Source organism: Streptomyces sp. NPDC059009, from assembly GCF_042740175.1.
GTDB lineage: Bacteria > Actinomycetota > Actinomycetes > Streptomycetales > Streptomycetaceae > Streptomyces.
The window spans coordinates 22,861-38,402 of sequence record NZ_JBHYJB010000020.1 but is presented as its reverse complement, the minus strand read 5'-3'; the positions used below and the strand labels follow the sequence as shown (position 1 = coordinate 38,402).

Annotated in this window: 11 protein-coding genes; 5 read left to right on the top strand and 6 right to left on the bottom strand. The window is 71.0% G+C overall.

What is annotated here, in order from left to right:
* Positions 1 to 241: 241 nt before the first annotated feature.
* Complete coding sequence (locus ACFWYM_RS20795; protein ID WP_384838931.1) at positions 242 to 502, bottom strand: hypothetical protein; 261 nt, start codon at positions 500 to 502, stop codon at positions 242 to 244.
* Positions 499 to 840 (bottom strand): hypothetical protein, encoded by a 342-nt coding sequence (locus ACFWYM_RS20790; protein WP_384839211.1) that lies wholly within the window; start codon positions 838 to 840, stop codon positions 499 to 501. The genes ACFWYM_RS20795 and ACFWYM_RS20790 overlap by 4 nt, the downstream gene beginning before the upstream one ends.
* A 362-nt stretch (positions 841 to 1,202) precedes the next feature.
* Here ACFWYM_RS20790 and ACFWYM_RS20785 point away from each other — a divergent pair, with 362 nt between their 5' ends.
* The 3 genes from ACFWYM_RS20785 to ACFWYM_RS20775 all read left to right on the top strand — a co-directional run bounded on the left by ACFWYM_RS20785 (position 1,203) and on the right by ACFWYM_RS20775 (position 3,733).
* Positions 1,203 to 2,492 (top strand): hypothetical protein, encoded by a 1,290-nt coding sequence (locus tag ACFWYM_RS20785; protein ID WP_384838928.1) that lies wholly within the window; start codon positions 1,203 to 1,205, stop codon positions 2,490 to 2,492.
* 10 nt (positions 2,493 to 2,502) lie between these two features.
* The gene (locus tag ACFWYM_RS20780; protein ID WP_384838925.1) at positions 2,503 to 3,060 is read left to right on the top strand and encodes a GNAT family N-acetyltransferase; all 558 of its coding nucleotides are present in this window, start codon (positions 2,503 to 2,505) and stop codon (positions 3,058 to 3,060) included.
* Positions 3,061 to 3,190: 130 nt separating this feature from the next.
* The gene (locus ACFWYM_RS20775; protein ID WP_384838922.1) at positions 3,191 to 3,733 is read left to right on the top strand and encodes a UTRA domain-containing protein; all 543 of its coding nucleotides are present in this window, start codon (positions 3,191 to 3,193) and stop codon (positions 3,731 to 3,733) included.
* A 55-nt stretch (positions 3,734 to 3,788) separates the two neighbouring features.
* Here the strand turns inward: ACFWYM_RS20775 and ACFWYM_RS20770 are convergent, their stop codons facing one another.
* From ACFWYM_RS20770 to ACFWYM_RS20760, 3 genes are read right to left on the bottom strand one after another with little or no spacing between them, the layout of a single operon-like run.
* Positions 3,789 to 5,333, bottom strand: a complete 1,545-nt coding sequence (locus ACFWYM_RS20770) for a hypothetical protein (RefSeq protein ID WP_384838919.1) — start codon at positions 5,331 to 5,333, stop codon at positions 3,789 to 3,791.
* Positions 5,317 to 5,871, bottom strand: coding sequence for a GtrA family protein (locus tag ACFWYM_RS20765; protein ID WP_384838916.1), 555 nt, complete (start codon positions 5,869 to 5,871; stop codon positions 5,317 to 5,319). The genes ACFWYM_RS20770 and ACFWYM_RS20765 overlap by 17 nt, the downstream gene beginning before the upstream one ends.
* A complete protein-coding gene (locus tag ACFWYM_RS20760; RefSeq protein WP_384839208.1) occupies positions 5,868 to 6,584 on the bottom strand; it encodes a polyprenol monophosphomannose synthase in 717 nt (238 codons plus the stop codon). Before ACFWYM_RS20760 ends, ACFWYM_RS20765 begins: the two co-directional genes overlap by 4 nt.
* A gap of 413 nt (positions 6,585 to 6,997) precedes the next feature.
* Between ACFWYM_RS20760 and ACFWYM_RS20755 the strand changes: the two genes are divergently transcribed.
* Both ACFWYM_RS20755 and ACFWYM_RS20750 read left to right on the top strand, forming a co-directional pair.
* Positions 6,998 to 8,134 carry a serine/threonine-protein kinase gene (locus ACFWYM_RS20755; protein ID WP_384838913.1) on the top strand — a complete coding sequence of 379 codons (1,137 nt, stop codon included), beginning with the start codon at positions 6,998 to 7,000 and terminating at the stop codon, positions 8,132 to 8,134.
* Positions 8,135 to 8,284: 150 nt separating this feature from the next.
* Positions 8,285 to 10,117, top strand: a complete 1,833-nt coding sequence (locus ACFWYM_RS20750) for a serine/threonine-protein kinase (protein ID WP_384838910.1) — start codon at positions 8,285 to 8,287, stop codon at positions 10,115 to 10,117.
* 113 nt (positions 10,118 to 10,230) lie between these two features.
* On the opposite strand, the gene ACFWYM_RS20745 is transcribed toward ACFWYM_RS20750, so the two are convergent.
* Positions 10,231 to 15,177, bottom strand: a complete 4,947-nt coding sequence (locus ACFWYM_RS20745; RefSeq protein WP_384838907.1) for an NAD-glutamate dehydrogenase — start codon at positions 15,175 to 15,177, stop codon at positions 10,231 to 10,233.
* Between the last annotated feature and the right edge of the window lie 365 nt (positions 15,178 to 15,542).

The window sequence follows — 15,542 nt, the reverse complement described above, 5'->3', positions numbered from 1 at the left end:
TCACCCGCGGTGCGGGATTCGCACCACACCGATGGAGCAGCCCCACGCCAGGCGTCACACACGTCGCACTGACCGGGCGACCGTCCTCCGCCCCGCACCGCTTTGCGCCGCACCACCCGTGCGGCACGTCTCCCACCCAGCGGCCGCCCTGGCCCACCCACCACCCCCCTCCCACCCGGCCTGCCCCGGCAGCAGCCAGCCCCCGTCGCGGTGGTCCGCAGGCGGGGGCCAGGCGGCTCCGCTACCCAGGGACGGAGCTCTGCGTTTCGCCCGGGCCGGTCATGGACGCGTTGAAGTACTGGAAGCCGGACACCTCATAGCCGGTGTGCCGGGTGGCACCCGCGTGCTTGAGGCACCACACCTGCGCGTCGTCCGCCTCGGCGGTGTCGGCACAACGTGCCCCGCAGGCAAGGCACTTGCCGACGTAGCGCGCGGCCATGCCCGTGATGGCACTCAGCGTCCAGTCGGCGAACCGGTAGCGCCCCCGCGTCCCGCCGCTCATCCGAACACCCCGGCGGGAAGCTGCGGCCCCTCGTCAGGACCGTCGTCTGCCCCGGCGTCAGCCATACGGGCACCTCTGCTGTCCGCGATGCGCTTCACATCGCGGAGCGACGTATTCAAGCAGGAGACGGCGAACCGGAGTTCTTCGGTGGTGACCTCGGTGTCTCCCAGCAAGTCACCGACATGATCGAGGAGTTCACCCGCCATGCCGAGCTGCACGGATTCGATGTTGTCCGCGACGCGGGAGACGTAGCCGTTCTCCGCGCCGGCGAGGTAGCAGGGCTTGCCGTCCGGGGTCTGCCACGGCAACAGTCGCGGCCTGTAAGAGGAGTTCGTCACGCGGACACCTCCACGCCGTGGATCCAGCAGGGCCCGCAGGTCGGTGCCGTGCACGACAAACCCTTGTGGTCGCCGCCGAGTCTCGCGATAGCTTGAGCCATGTCGTCAACTCCCTTGTAGTTGGTGGCCATGCCCCCGGACCGGTCGCACGGTCGCGGGGGTCTTCACGTCGCACGTCGTCCCGTCCATGGGTGGGGCTCTCAGGCACTAAGAACGACTACTGAAGCGGCGTGGGACCAGTGCACCGGATCGGGCTCCGCCACGGGTGACGATGGAGCGGACGTTTGGGCGGACGTTTCCGACTTCGCCGTAGCGGCCAGGTGACTACGGTGAAAGGAAATCCGCAGCCGCGAGGGGAGCACATGGCGGGCACGGCGGCCGGGAACAGCCTGGCGCGGCTACGGCGAGCGGCCGGGTACACGCAGCGTTCATTCGTGACGGCCTTTGCCGAGGAAGTGGCGCGGCTCGGCGTCGATGCCTCGGTGAGTGTCCGACAGCTACGCCGCTGGGAGTGCGAGGCACCTCCGCCCTTGCCCCATCCCGGCCAACAGATCGTGCTGGAAGCGATGTTCGGTGTGCCATTGACTGAGATGGGATTCGATGTCCCCCGGCATCGTCAAGCAGTATCAGCGCCCGTCAACGACCCTGAAGAGGTGAAGCGAAGGACCTTCGTCGCCGATGCTGGAGCGCTGGCCGTGACAGCTCTGGTCCCCGCGCGGCCCGGTCCACGGATCGGCGCCGCCGACATTGCCCGGCTGCGCGCGAGGCTCGACGGGCTGTACCGGACGGACCACACGGCAGGCAGCCTGCCCGCCATGATGCGGGCGCACCGGATCGAGGACGAGATCACAGGTGCGCTCGGAGCAGCCGCGTACACGAGCCGTGTCGGCCGCGAGCTACAGACAATGCTCGCCGAACTGCACGGGCACCGGGCCTGGTACGGCTATGACGGTGGCCGCATCGACGAGGGACGTTCCGCCTGTATGGAAGCGCTCGCAGCGGCGCACTTTGTCGAGAACCCATTGCTCCAGGTCTCGGTGTTGGAGACCCTCGTACTCCTCGCCGTCAAGGCGGATCGAGTGTGGGAGGCCGCGAGCGCGGTCGAGACCGCACACCGGCTCGCTACCCGTGCGGGTGCCGGGCACACCGTGCACCTCGTGATCGCACTGCGGGACGCCAACGTCGCCACGCACACCGGAGACCTGTCGGGGGCGCGCCGTGCCCTGAGTCGCGCCGTCCATCATCAGAGCTGTGCGGACACCGACCCCGAGGTGCCCAACTGGGCGCAGTTCGTGGGCCCGTTCGAGGTCGACTACGCCACTGCCGACATGTACGTACGGGCCGAGCGGCCCACCCGCGCCGTGCCGTTCCTACGCGCTGCCGTACGCGGTATCGGGGGAGACCTGGCCCGCAACAGCGCGTCGTACCGAGTGAAACTCGCGGGCGTTCTCCTCGATGCCGGGGAGATCGACGAGGCATGTGCAGAGATGGGTGCGGTACTCGACATGTGCGGCGGCATCTCCTCGCCTCGGCTGCTCGGCAAGATCCGGGAGTTCCAGCGAGCCGCTGCCCGAGTCGACAGCATGGCAGCCCGTGAGTGCGGTGAGCGCATCCGCGAGACCGTCCGAACTGTCCGAGAAGGCACAACGTGAGAGGCACTACGTGACGCAGCAGACCACCATCACGGTGGAGCGCCTGGACGGACCGGCCGCGGCGCGGTCCGAGGCCGCATTCAGGCTGGTCTACGCCGAGGCATTCGCCGAGCCGCCCTACCACGAGACCGAGGAGGACGTCGCAGCCGCATTCCGGCGTTTCCGCTCCCAGACACACAAGGCGGCTTTCCGCGCAGTCCTGGCCCGTACCGAAGGTGGTGAGGCGGTCGGCATGGCCTACGGCCACCCTCTCAGCCCCCGCACCCGTTGGTGGGACGAACTCACCGAACCCGTCTCCGCCGAGATGCGCCGCGAGGACGGGCGCCGGACCTTCGGCCTCCTGGAGCTTGCCGTACGCGAGCAATGGCGCGAGCTGGGCATCGCGCGCCGATTGCACGACGCGCTGCTCGACGGCGTCACCGCTGAGCGCGTTCTACTCAACGTTCACCCCGACAGCAGGGCGGCATCAATCGTGTACCGGTCATGGGGATACCGAAAGATCGGCGATGCCTGCCCGTGGGAGGACGCCGACCTTCATGACGTCATGCTGCTCGACCTGCCCCGATGACCGCGCCTCCGGTGGCACCGGCACCGGCACCGGCATCCAGGGAATGACACCTACTTGGCGAGGCCGGGACCGACAGCCGTCACCACTCACCGCAGATACGCGGCAGCCCCGACAACTGACGGAGAACGCCATGGTCGACCACACATGGGCCAGCACCTCAATGCCCTACCTGACGCCACGCGCGCAGGGCGAAGCCGACGCCTGGGGAGCCGAAGCCGCCGCCCGAGGAGGCAAGGGCACCCAACGCATCACGCACGCCGGCGAGGAGCCTGCTCCGGACGAGGTGGCCGCCCTGCTCGGCGTAGGCAGTGGCGACACAGTCGTCGTGCGTCGCCGGATCATCGAACTCGACGGCGATCCCTGCGAGTTGACGGACACGTACTACCCACTGGACATCGCCCACGGCACCCCACTCGCCGAGACGGGAAAGATCCGCGGCGGAGCCGTGACACTCCTCGCCGGGCTCGGCCACATCGGCGTACGCGTCCGCGAGGACGTGACCGCCCGCATGCCCGACGCCGACGAGCGCGCGGCCCTGCGCCTGGGCCGGGCCGAGCCGGTCCTCCGCCTCAGCAGAGTCACTCTGGACGCCCACGACCGGGCGATCCAGGCCGACTTGATGGTCATGCCCGCCCACCGCCAACTGCTGCGCTACGAGATCAGGATCGGCTGACCGAATGCCCGGGCCCGGGCCTGCCCTACACGAACAGCAACGCCCGCAGGCAGGGTCACCCCACCACCTCAAACAACCCCTGCCCCTTAGGCCCCTCCCCCACCCACCGCAACGCAGGATCCCCCGCCGACAGCCCCCCGTCCCCCGGGTACGCCACCACCCACCGCACCTCATACCGCCGCAGCACCTCAAGCCGCTCGGCCCGAGACGTACCCGCGGCGAAGTACCGGTTCACGGCGTCGAGGCGCCGCTGCTGGTCCGGCAGGAAAAAGTCCGGGTACCCGGGCGCCACCGTGTACGGCCCGTACGCGGGGATCTGCCGGGCCGGGAAGGTCTTGGCCATCACCACGTCCCCGTACCGCACCCCCCGGTCCATGATCCACTGGTAACCCGCCCACGGCGCCTTGTACTTGGCGGCGACCCGCGACGGCAGGTCCCGCTTCGGGATCACGTAACCCAGCGTCCCCACCTGCGTCCAGGCACCCACAAGCAGCGCGAGCCCCAGCACCCCCGCGAAGAGCCTCCGCCCCCCGGCCCGGTGCACCTCGGCCCGCTGCACCCCGGCTCTCCGCACCCTGGCCCGCCGCCCCGCCTCGAACACCTCGAGCGCCGCCGCCAGCTGCGCCGGGATCAGGGCGGCCGGCAGGACCCGCCCCCACGAGTAGTGGCCGCTGAGCCCGCCCGCCGCGAACATCAGGGCGCCCAGCACGAAGAAGATCACCAGAGGGTCGCGGCGGTCCCGGCGCCAGCGCAGGGCGAGGGCCGCCACCCCCACCAGCACCAGGCCGAAGTGCCCGAGCAAGTGCCGGTAGAGCGACCGGTGGATCTCCTCCAGGCCGCTCACCCCGAACAGGTCGAAGAAGGAGTAGTACGGCCAGGCCAGCAGGACCACGAGGCCCAGCGCCAGTCCCCCGCCCAGGCGCAGCAGCACCGTCCGCGAGGGCCACGGCCGCGCCCCGAGCACCATCGCGAGCACCCCGAACGACGCGACCACGCCCGTGAACTGGTGGCTGAGCAGGATGACGGACCAGAGCAGACCCAGGCCGAGGAAGACCGGCAGGCCCGACGCGGAGCGCAGGGCGCGGCGCAGCGACGCCCACAGGTGGAAGGACAGGCCCAGCGCGAACGTACTCGGATACGAGATCGTCAGCGCAAGGGAGTTGAGGCCGAGGAAGCCGCTCCAGTTGAAGAGTGACGGGCCCCAGAGCAGGAGCAGGCACAGCAGGGCGAGCGGCGCCGCCGCCCGTCGCGTGCTGAAGGTCCGTACGAGATTCCAGACCCCCGTCACCAGCAGGGCGAGGCCCGCCACCGCCGCCACCCGCAGCACCACGAACGTCCCGAGCCCCGTCACCTTGGCCAGGCAGCCGAGCAGCAGCATCCAGGGGGAGTAATAGGGGCTGGGGGTGTTCGCGTCGACGAGGGGGTTGCCGGGGTCGATCAGGTCGTGGCGGAGCCGTTCGATCGTCGCCGCGTGGACGCCGAGGTCGCCCGCCCAGGGCAGCCTGGCGATCACGGCGACGAGCAGGATCAGCAGGAGCAGGGCGCCGCCCCACAGGAGCAGCCGCGCGCCCCGGACGGCCACGTCAGTGGCTGCGCGCATCACGCTTCGCGTGCCCCCGCTGGTCCTTGTTCCCGCGGTGCTGGAACACCCACGTCCGGTACACCAGGAAGCGGAACGCCGACGCCAGCACGATCGACAGCGCCTTCGCGATGTTCGAGCCGAGCGGCCCGCTCATGCCCGCCAGGTGGTAGCCCCCGTAGAACAGCGCGCTCTCCATCACCACGCCGATCCCGCTGAAGACGAAGAACAGCGCCATCTGCCGCTTCGTGCGCGCGGACCGGTCCCGGTAGGTGAAGAAGCGGAAGCCCAGGTAGTTGGTGCCCATGGCGATGCAGCTGGCCAGCACCGTCGCGGTCATCGGGCCCCAACCGAGGCCGTGCAGAAGGAGGTTGAAGACGACGAAGTTGACCAGCACGCCGCTGCCGCCGACCACACCGAACTTCACCAGCTCGAGGGTGAGGCGGCGCAGACGCGCGAAGGTGAGTCGGCCGCCGCCCGTGCGCGCGGGCTCCACGACGGGCGCGGGCGCCCCAGGGGTGGCGGAGGTCGTCGTGGGGGCCTGGTCCAGCATCGTCATCGTCGCGACCTCGCCCGTAGCTTCCACGGCATCGCGATCGACTCCAGCTGCACCATCAGGTTCATCTTCGACTCGCCGACCGTGCGGTCCTCGAAGTGGATCGGCACCTCCACGACGTCGAAGCCGCGGCGCAGCGCCCGGTACTTCATCTCGACCTGGAAGCTGTAGCCCGCGCTGTCCACGGACGCCAGGTCGATGGCGCGCAGCGCATCCGCCCGCCACAGGTTGAAGCCGCCGGTGATGTCGCGGACGCGGGTGCCGAGGATGGTGCCCGCGTACGTGTTGGCCCAGCGCGAGAGCAGCTTGCGGTGCGCGCCCCACGCGTCGGAGAGGGTGCCGCCCTGCACATAGCGGCTGCCGATGACGACGCCCGCCTCGGTGGCGAGGGCGACTCCGAGCAGCTCGGCGATCTTGTCGGCGGGGTGGCTGCCGTCCGCGTCCATCTGCAGCACGTACCGCGCGCCGTCCGCGACGGCCTGCGCCATCCCGGCCGCGTAGGCCCGGCCGAGGCCGTCCTTCTCGGTGCGGTGCAGCACCGAGATCCGGGCGGCCCCCTCGCGCTCCGCGTACTCCTGCGCCTTGCTCTCCGCGAGGTCGCCGGTGCCGTCCGGGCTGGAGTCGTCGACGACGAGCAGGCGCAGTCCCGGCAGCGGGAGCGCCATCAGCGCGTCGGCCATCCCGGGCAGATTGCCCGCCTCGTTGTACGTCGGCATGACGACGGTCAGCGGCGTCCGCGCCCACGCTTCGGGCAGACGCCCCGTATGGCGCTCGGAGATGTTCACAGTCACGCTTGAGCCCTTCCTCAGTCCGACCACTGCCGACCACTGATCGCGGAGACGCCCTGGAAGACGTCTGGATACCGGAAGACGTTCAGCCGGGCCTTCCTCGTGCGGCCTCGTAGTACGCCTCGTAGTACGCCTCGTACGGGCCCCGCAGACCTCCGTCAGACAATCTCATCCACCTTAGCCCATATGCCCGAATTATTGGGATATGGCGAATCTCATCACGCGTTCCGCACCCCAGAGACAACCTCCCGCCCCGCGATACGCTCCGCTGCACCACCGGCGACAGGGGCCGACAGAGGCCGACAGGGACCGACGGGGACCGACACGGACGGGGAGCAGTCATGGGGGGTGCGGTACCGAAGCCGCTGCGGGAGCAGGACCCGCGCGAGGTGTCCGGCTACCCGGTGCGGGCCCGGATCGGCGAGGGCGGCATGGGCACCGTCTACCTCTCGTACAGCCGCGGCGGCCAGCCCGTCGCCCTGAAACTGATCCGCGCCGAGTACGCCGAGGGTTCCGGCTCCACCGCCTTCCGCGAGCGCTTCGCCCGCGAGATCGCCGCCGCCCACCACGTCGCGGGCTACCACCTCGTGCCCGTCGTCGACCACGACGCTCACGCCGCCCGCCCCTGGCTCGCCACCCGGTACGTCCCCGGGATCCCCCTGGACGACGCCCTCGACGACCACGGGCCGCTGCCCGCCGCCACCGTGCTCCAGCTCGCCGCGTGCACCGCCCGCGCCCTGTCCGCCGTGCACCTCGCCGGGGTCATCCACCGCGACGTCAAGCCGGGCAACCTGCTACTCGCCGCCGACGGCCCCTGGCTCCTGGACTTCGGCATCGCCCGCGCCGCCGGGGCGACGCTGACCACGGTGGGCCGCCTCGTCGGCACGCCCCGTTACATGTCGCCCGAGCACGCCCTCGGGCAGCCGCTCACGCCCGCCGCCGACGTGTTCGCACTCGGTCTGGTCGCCGCCGAGGCCGCCGCCGGCCGCCATCCCTTCGGGCGCGGCAACGGCCTGGCCATCGCCGCGCGCATCGCGGGCACCGACCGCGAGCCCCCGGCCCTGGACGACGTGCCGGAGCCGGTCCGCGCCCTCGTCCGCTCCTGCCTGGCCGCCCGCCCCGAGGACCGGCCGACGGCGGCGCGGGCGGCCGAGCTGTTCGCCGCGGCGTTCGCGGAGACGGCGGGGCGCGACGCCCAGGAGGTGCGCGATGCCCATGACGTGGGCGAGGACGGCGGCCAGGACGCCGTCGGCGGCGTCCGCGACATCCGTGACTTCACCGGCTGGCTCCCGGCCCCGGTCGCCGCCGACGTCACCCGCGTCCAGGCGTCCCTGAGCCCCGCCGTGCCCGCCCCGTCCCCCGTCCCCCTGGCGGACGCGGAGACGGTACGGGCGCTGCCCCCGACCGCCCCCCTCACGGTCCGGGACGAGTCGGGCACCTCGTCCGAGTGGTCCCGCCGGGTGCGCCGCGAACCCTGACGCCCCTCCCCTCCCTTCGTGCAGCGCACCCCCAACTCCTCGCGTACGAGAGGAACTTCGGCACCCTCAACGGTGTCGTAAGCTCTGTACGCTTCAGCGGCGCCGCACGGCACAGGCGCACCGCATGTCACCGGGGGAGGCACTCACACCATGAGCGGCAGCGCACCACAGGGCGGCAGCGCACCACAGGGCGGCACCGGCGGCCGCGGCGGCGGCAACCGGCGCGACATCCTGAGCCCCCTCGGGCCGCAGGACCCCCGCGAGACCTCCGGCTACCGGCTCCTCGCCCGGATCGGCGAGGGCGGCATGGGCACCGTCTACCTCTCCCACACCCGCGGCGGCCAGCCCGTCGCGCTCAAGGTGATCCGCCGCGAGTACGGCCAGGACCCCGACTTCCGGCGCCGCTTCGAGCAGGAGGTGCAGGCCGCCCGCCGCGTCCAGGGCTACCACCTGGTGCCGGTCGTCGACCACGACACCAGCGGCGAACTCCCCTGGCTCGCCTCGGCGTTCATCCCCGGCATCCCCCTCGACGACGCCCTGGCCGCGCACGGCCCGCTGCCGCTGCCCGCCGTCTTCCAGCTCGTCGGCTGCGCGGCTCGCGCGCTCTCCGCGATCCACAGCGCGGGCGTGATCCACCGCGACCTGAAGCCCAGCAACATCCTGCTGGGCTCCGGAGGCCCGTACGTCATCGACTTCGGCATCGCCCGCGCCGCCGACGCCACCCAGCTCACCCAGTCCGGCGGTCTGATCGGCACCCCGCAGTACATGTCGCCCGAGCACGCCCTCGGCGAGCAGGTCACCGCGGCCACCGACGTCTTCTCGCTCGGCCTGATCGCCGCGATCGCCGCCACCGGCCGCCACCCTTACGGCGACGGCGGCGCCATCACCATCGCCGCCCAGATCGCCAACACGGCCCACCGCCCGCCCCAACTCACCGCGTACGACGACCAGTTGCGCCCGCTCCTGGAGCGCTGCCTCACCGGTGACCCGGCCGCCCGCATCGGCACCGCCGAGCTCGCCGAGTGGTGCGAGCGGGCGTCGGGCCGTGCGCTGAGCGACTTCGGCGGCTGGCTGCCGCTCGCCCTGGCCGAGGAGATCGCCCGGCGCGAGCAGACGGCCCAGAACCCGCCCCCGCCCGAGGCTCCCGCCGCCCCGCCGACGGCGCCCACCACCCCGCCGCCCACGGGCTACGGCTACCCGGCGCCCCCGACCCAGGGCTACCCCGCACAGGGCACCGCTCCGGGCACCCCGGGCGCGCACGGCCCCGCCACGACGGGCCCCCAGACCTTCAACCTCTCCCCCGCTCCCGCCCCCGCACCGGCCAGGCCCCGGCGCCGCGGCCGACTCGCCCTGATCGCCGCCGCCCTGGTCCTCGCGGTCGGAGCGGGCGCGGGCGCGGCGGTGTGGGTGCTCGGCAAGGACGACAAGGGCGACAGCGGCGACGAGGCGCAGGGCAACGACGGCAAGCACACGTCATCGCCCGCCAACTCCCCCAAGGAGGAAGAGAGTTCCGATGATCCCGGTGACCCCACCGGGGATGCCTCGACTCCCCCCGCCGGCACCACGTACAAGGCGCTGTTCAAGGACCGGCCGATGACACTGCGCACCCCGGCCGGCTCACTGGACCGCACCTATGTGGACCTCGACGGCCCCAAGGTCGACCCGACCGGGAGCATGGACAGCGAGGACTACGACTTCTCGGCGGAGTACCAGCAGCTGACGTTCGACCACCCCATGGGCAAGGCGGCCGGCGCCACCCCGGAGCAGTGCCGGGAAGGCGCCGAGCAGAACCCCTTCAGGGAGACCCTGAGCGGCGACTCGATCAACAAGTCCCAGCAGATCGTCAAGGGCGACCGGCTCTGCATGATCACCGGCGACGGCAACCTCGCCATGTGGACCATCACCGACGTCGACGCCCCCGGCGACCCCGACTACCTCCCCGACCTCAAGGGGACGGTCACCGTCTGGGAAACCGGCACCTGACCCCGGAAACCGGCTCCTGGCCCCGGAAACCGGCTTCTGACCCCGCCCGGCCGGACGCGCGCGAGGGGGCGCCCACATCACTCGCTGTGGGCGCCCCCTCGGCGCGGTGATGCCTACGAGTGCGTACGCAGCAACGTACGCATGGTCCTCATGGCCACGGACAGGTTCGCCAGGTCGAACGCGTCCGAGCCCTGGATCTCGTCCAGTGTCGTCCGCGCGCGGCCCAGAATCGCCGCGTTCTTCTCCTCCCACGCCTTGAACCGCTGCTCCGGCGTCGACGCGCCGTTGCCCACCGAGAGCACGTCGGACGTCAGCGCCGCGTGCGCCGCGTACAGGTCCTCGCGGATCGACGCGCGCGCCATGGACTGCCAGCGGTCCGCGCGCGGCAGCTCGATGATGCGGTCCATGAGCCGGGTGATGTGCAGCCGGTCGGCGAGGTCGTAGTACACCTCGGCGACCGCCATCGGGTCCTTGTCGGTGCGGTCCGCGATCGCGACGATGTCGAGCGCCGGGAAGACCGAGGAGAACCCGGCGACCCGCTGCGCCAGCTCCTCCGGGACCCCGGCCTCCGTCAGCTCCTCCCGGATGCCCTGGTACCACTCCAGGTCCGAACCGCTCAGCAGCTTCGGCAGCTCCGCCCAGACCTGGGCGACGCCCTCGCTGAAGAAGTCGATGGTGTCGGCGAGCTGCAGCGGCTGCGGCCGGTTGTTGAGCAGCCAGCGCGTGCCGCGCTCCACGAGGCGGCGCGAGTGCAGCCGGATCTGCGTCTGGATCTCGGCCTGCACCTCGTTGTCGAGGGACTCGACGGCGTCCCAGACCTCGCTGAGACCGAAGATCTCGCGGGCCGCGAGCTGCGCCCGCACGATCTCCTCGAGCGAGGCGCCCGTCTCCTCCCTGAGCCGGTGCAGGAAGGTCGAACCACCGGTGTTCACCGTGTCGTTGACCAGCACCGTCGTCACGATCTCGCGGCGCAGCGCGTGCCCGTCGACCTGCTCGGGGAACTTCTCGCGCAGCGCCTGCGGGAAGTAGGCGTGCAGCAGGCGACGCAGATACGCGTCGTCGGGCAGCGTCGTCTGGATCAGCTCGTCCGCCGTGGTGATCTTCGTGTACGCGAGGAGCACGGCGAGCTCCGGCTGCGACAGGCCGCGCCCCGCGTTGAGCAGCTCACGGATCTGCCGGTCGGTGGGCAGGAACTCCAGGCCCCGGTCGAGGTGGCCCTGCTTGCCGAGCCTGCGCATGAAGCGCTGGTGGGCGTGGAGCAGCGACGGCGACTGGGCCACGGCGTTGGCGAGGGCGGTGTTCTGCGCGTAGTTGTTGCGCAGCACCAACTGGCCGACCTCGTCGGTCATTTCGGCGAGCAGCTTGTTGCGCTGCTTGACCGTCATGTCGCCGTTGGCCACGACCGCGTTCAGCAGGATCTTGATGTTCACCTCGTGGTCGGAGGTGTCCACGCCCGCGCTGTTGTCGATCGCGTCGGTGTTGATGCGGCCGCCGGAGCGCGCGAACTCGATGCGCCCGAGCTGCGTCAGGCCGAGGTTGCCGCCCTCGCCGACGACCTTGACCCGCAGGTCCTGGCCGTCCACGCGGATCGCGTCGTTCGCCTTGTCGCCCACGTCGGCGTTGGACTCGGCGCTCGACTTCACATACGTGCCGATGCCGCCGTTCCACAGCAGGTCGACGGGGGCCTGGAGGATGGCCTTCATCAGGTCGGCCGGGGTCATCTTGGCGACGCCCGTCTCGATGCCGAGGGCCTCGCGGATGTGCGCGTTGAGCTGGATCGCCTTGGCGCTGCGCGGGAAGATCCCGCCGCCGGACGAAAGGAGCTCCTTGTTGTAGTCGGCCCAGGAGCTGCGCGGCAGCTCGAACAGGCGGCGCCGCTCCGCGTACGAGGTGGCCGCGTCCGGGTTCGGGTCGATGAAGATGTGCCGGTGGTCGAAGGCCGCGACCAGCCGGATGTGCTCGCTGAGCAGCATGCCGTTGCCGAACACGTCGCCGCTCATGTCGCCGACGCCGACCGCCGTGAAGTCCTCGGTCTGGGTGTCGTGGCCGAGCTCCCGGAAGTGCCGCTTCACGGACTCCCAGGCGCCGCGCGCGGTGATGCCCATGCCCTTGTGGTCGTAGCCGGCCGAGCCACCGGAGGCGAAGGCGTCCCCGAGCCAGAAGTTGTAGCTCTCGGCGACCTCGTTGGCGATGTCGGAGAACGTGGCGGTGCCCTTGTCTGCGGCGACCACGAGGTAGGTGTCGTCCTCGTCGTGCCGCACGACGTCCGCCGGGGGCACGACCTCTCCGGCCACCAGGTTGTCGGTGATGTCGAGCAGCGCCGAGATGAAGATCTTGTAGCAGGCGACGCCCTCGGCCAGCCACGCGTCCCGGTCCACGGACGGGTCGGGCAGCTGCTTGGCGACGAAGCCGCCCTTGGCGCCGACCGGCACGATGACGGTGTTCTTCACCATCTGCGCCTTCACCAGGCCGAGGATCTCCGTACGGAAGTCCTCGCGGCGGTCGGACCAGCGCAGACCACCGCGCGCGACCTTGCCGAAGCGCAGATGCACTCCCTCGACCCGCGGCGAGTACACCCAGATCTCGTACGCCGGGCGGGGCGCCGGAAGGTCCGGGATGGCCTGCGGGTCGAACTTCATGGAGACGTACGCGTGCGGCTTGCCACCCGCCGCCTCCTGGAAGAAGTTGGTGCGCAGCGTCGCCTTGATCACCGTGAGGAACGAGCGCAGGATGCGGTCCTCGTCCAGGCTCGCCACCTGGTCGAGGGCGCCGTCCAGCTCCTCCAGGATGCCGTCGATGAGCTCGGTGCCCGCGCTCTGCCGGTCCGGCGACATCCGGGCCTCGAACAGGGAGATGAGCAGCCGCGTCGTGTGGACGTTGTTCCGGAGGGTGTCCTCCATGTAGTCCTGGCTGAACGTGGAGCCCGCCTGGCGCAGGTACTTGGCGTAGGCGCGCAGCACCATCGCCTGCCGCCAGCTCAGCCCGGCGCCGAGCACCAGGGAGTTGAAGCCGTCGACCTCGGCCTCGCCGGACCAGGCGGCGGCGAACGCCTCCTGGAAGCGCTCGCGGGCGTCGTCGGCCATGTAGTCGCCGTTGCCGTTGAGCGCCTTGGGCATGCGCAGACCGAAGTCGTAGACCCACGCGTTGGTCCGGTCCGAGCAGCGCAGCTCGTACGGGCGCTCGTCGGTGACCTCGACGCCGAGGCGCTGCAGCACGGGCAGGACGGCCGAGAGGGAGACCTGGCCGCCGAGCCGGTAGATCTTGAAGCGGCGCTCACCGGGGGCGGCGCCCACCGGCTCGTACAGGCTGAGCGCGAAGTCGCCCTTGCCGTGCGTCAGTTGCTCGAGGTGCACCAGGTCGGCGACGGCGGCACGCGGCGTGTGGTCCGCCTTGTAGCCCTCGGGGAAGGCGGAGCCGTACCGGCGAAGGAGCTCCGCGGCCCGCTCCTCGCCGCACTCGGCGGTCAGCGCCTCGGCGAAGCCGTCGGCCCAGGAGCGGGCGGCCTCGACGAGACGGGCCTCGATGCGCTCCTTGTCGGCGTCGGACAGCTCCGGGAGCTCGCTGCCGGGAGCGACGCGGATGACGAAGTGGATGCGGGAGAGGATCGACTCGGTGTTCCAGGCGGTGAAGTCGACGCTGGTGCCGCCCAGTTCCTCCTTGAGGATGTCGATGATCCGCAGCCGCACGCCCGTGGTGTAGCGGTCCCGGGGCAGGTAGACGAGCGCCGAGTAGTAGCGCCCGTACTCGTCCTGTCGCAGGTAGAGCCGCAGCCGCCGCCGCTCCTGCAAATACAGGACGCTCGTGACGATGGAGCGCAGCTCGTCGGCCGGGGTCTGGAACAGCTCGTCGCGCGGGTACGTCTCCATGATCTGCAGCAGGTCACGGCCGTCGTGGCTGTTGCGCGAGAACCCGGCGCCCTTGAGGACCTCGTCGACCTTGCGGCGGATCACGGGGACGCGCAGCACCGACTCGGTGTAGGCGGCCGAGGAGAACAGACCGAGGAAGCGGCGCTCACCGATGACGTTGCCCTCGGCGTCGAACTTCTTCACGCCGACGTAGTCGAGGTAGCTCGGGCGGTGCACGGTGGCCCGGCTGTTGGCCTTCGTCAGGACCAGGAGCTTGTGCTCGCGGGCCTTGGCGCGGGCGTCGGCGGGCAGCCGGCTGAAGGACGGGCTGACGGGGTGGTGGTCCTCGCCGTCGTGCGGCGGGTCGGCGCGCAGGATGCCGAGGCCGGTGCCGGGGACCGCGGTGAGGGAGTCGTCCTCGGTGAGGTCGTACTCGCGGAAGCCGAGGAACGTGAAGTGGTTGTCGGCGAGCCAGCGCAGCAGCTCGCGGGCCTCCTCGACCTCCTGGTCGCGCAGGTCGACGGCGGTCGGCTCACCGGGCAGCTCATCGGCGATGCGCAGCGCCGCGTCGCGCATCTTCTCCCAGTCCTCGACGGTCTCGCGGACGTCGGACAGGACGCGCACCAGGTCGGCGGTGATCTGCTTCAGGTCGGCCCGGTCGGTCTCGCGGTCCATCTCGACGTGGATCCACGACTCGGTGAGCGCGTCGTGCGGGCGCTCCGTCGAGGCGTCGGCGGACAGGACCTCGAGGAGCTTGCCCGTGACGTCGCGGCGGACGATGACCTGGGGGTGGATCACGACGTGGATGCCGCGGCCCTGGCGGGAGAGCTCATTGGTGACGGAGTCGACGAGGAACGGCATGTCGTCGGTGACCACCTCGACGACGGAGTGGCTGCACGTCCAGCCGTTCTCCTCGACCGTCGGGGTGTGCACCCGGACGTTGGCGGTTCCCTGCGGGCGGTTCTCGGCCAGCCGGTAGTGCGAGAAGGCGGCTCCGAAGACGTCGACCGGGTCACGGTCGGCAAGGTCCTCGGGGGCGGTGTGCAGGTAGTAGCGCTGGAGGAACGCGAGTGCGGTGTCCTGGTCGGGCGCGGCCTCGCTCGTCGACCCGGTCGGAGCCCCTGTGGGTAGGCGCCCCCCAACCGGGCTGTTCTCAGCTACCCGGGCGGCCCGTGCGAGCAGCTCGGCCTTGGCTTCGTCCAGCTTGGTCTGCATTGTCCTCTGACTCCTGTCGCGCGCCGTTGCGTGACGTAGAAGGAAGTGATGTGACATAACGCCGCGACGCGGGGTCTCCGGTCCAGGTCGACGTTATGCCGCGATGAGCGATGAGCGGGCGGTTATCCGCCAAATTCAGCGGCTTCGCTGAGTGGCTTGCCGGCCGGCTCGGCCGGCCGCACCGCGAGGAAGCGTCAGCGACCGCCCGGGCACGGATGTACTCCGTGGCTCCCGGGCGCAGGGCGGGGACACTCGTGCCCCCGCGGGATATCGCGCTGATCACGGGACAAGGCTATCGCCCCGCACCGGTAACCCGTCATGAGCCGCATGTGTACAAAAGATGAGGTGAAACTTTGCCACTCTGC

What these genes read in the sequence shown, in the direction of transcription:
- ACFWYM_RS20785 (WP_384838928.1), top strand. Translation starts at nt 1,203, where the DNA reads ATGGCGGGCACGGCGGCCGGGAACAGCCTGGCGCGGCTACGGCGAGCG.
- ACFWYM_RS20795 (WP_384838931.1), bottom strand. Translation starts at nt 502, where the DNA reads ATGAGCGGCGGGACGCGGGGGCGCTACCGGTTCGCCGACTGGACGCTG.
- ACFWYM_RS20745 (WP_384838907.1), bottom strand. Translation starts at nt 15,177, where the DNA reads ATGCAGACCAAGCTGGACGAAGCCAAGGCCGAGCTGCTCGCACGGGCC.
- ACFWYM_RS20765 (WP_384838916.1), bottom strand. Translation starts at nt 5,871, where the DNA reads ATGACGATGCTGGACCAGGCCCCCACGACGACCTCCGCCACCCCTGGG.
- ACFWYM_RS20775 (WP_384838922.1), top strand. Translation starts at nt 3,191, where the DNA reads ATGGTCGACCACACATGGGCCAGCACCTCAATGCCCTACCTGACGCCA.
- ACFWYM_RS20770 (WP_384838919.1), bottom strand. Translation starts at nt 5,333, where the DNA reads ATGCGCGCAGCCACTGACGTGGCCGTCCGGGGCGCGCGGCTGCTCCTG.
- ACFWYM_RS20760 (WP_384839208.1), bottom strand. Translation starts at nt 6,584, where the DNA reads ATGCCGACGTACAACGAGGCGGGCAATCTGCCCGGGATGGCCGACGCG.
- ACFWYM_RS20755 (WP_384838913.1), top strand. Translation starts at nt 6,998, where the DNA reads ATGGGGGGTGCGGTACCGAAGCCGCTGCGGGAGCAGGACCCGCGCGAG.
- ACFWYM_RS20750 (WP_384838910.1), top strand. Translation starts at nt 8,285, where the DNA reads ATGAGCGGCAGCGCACCACAGGGCGGCAGCGCACCACAGGGCGGCACC.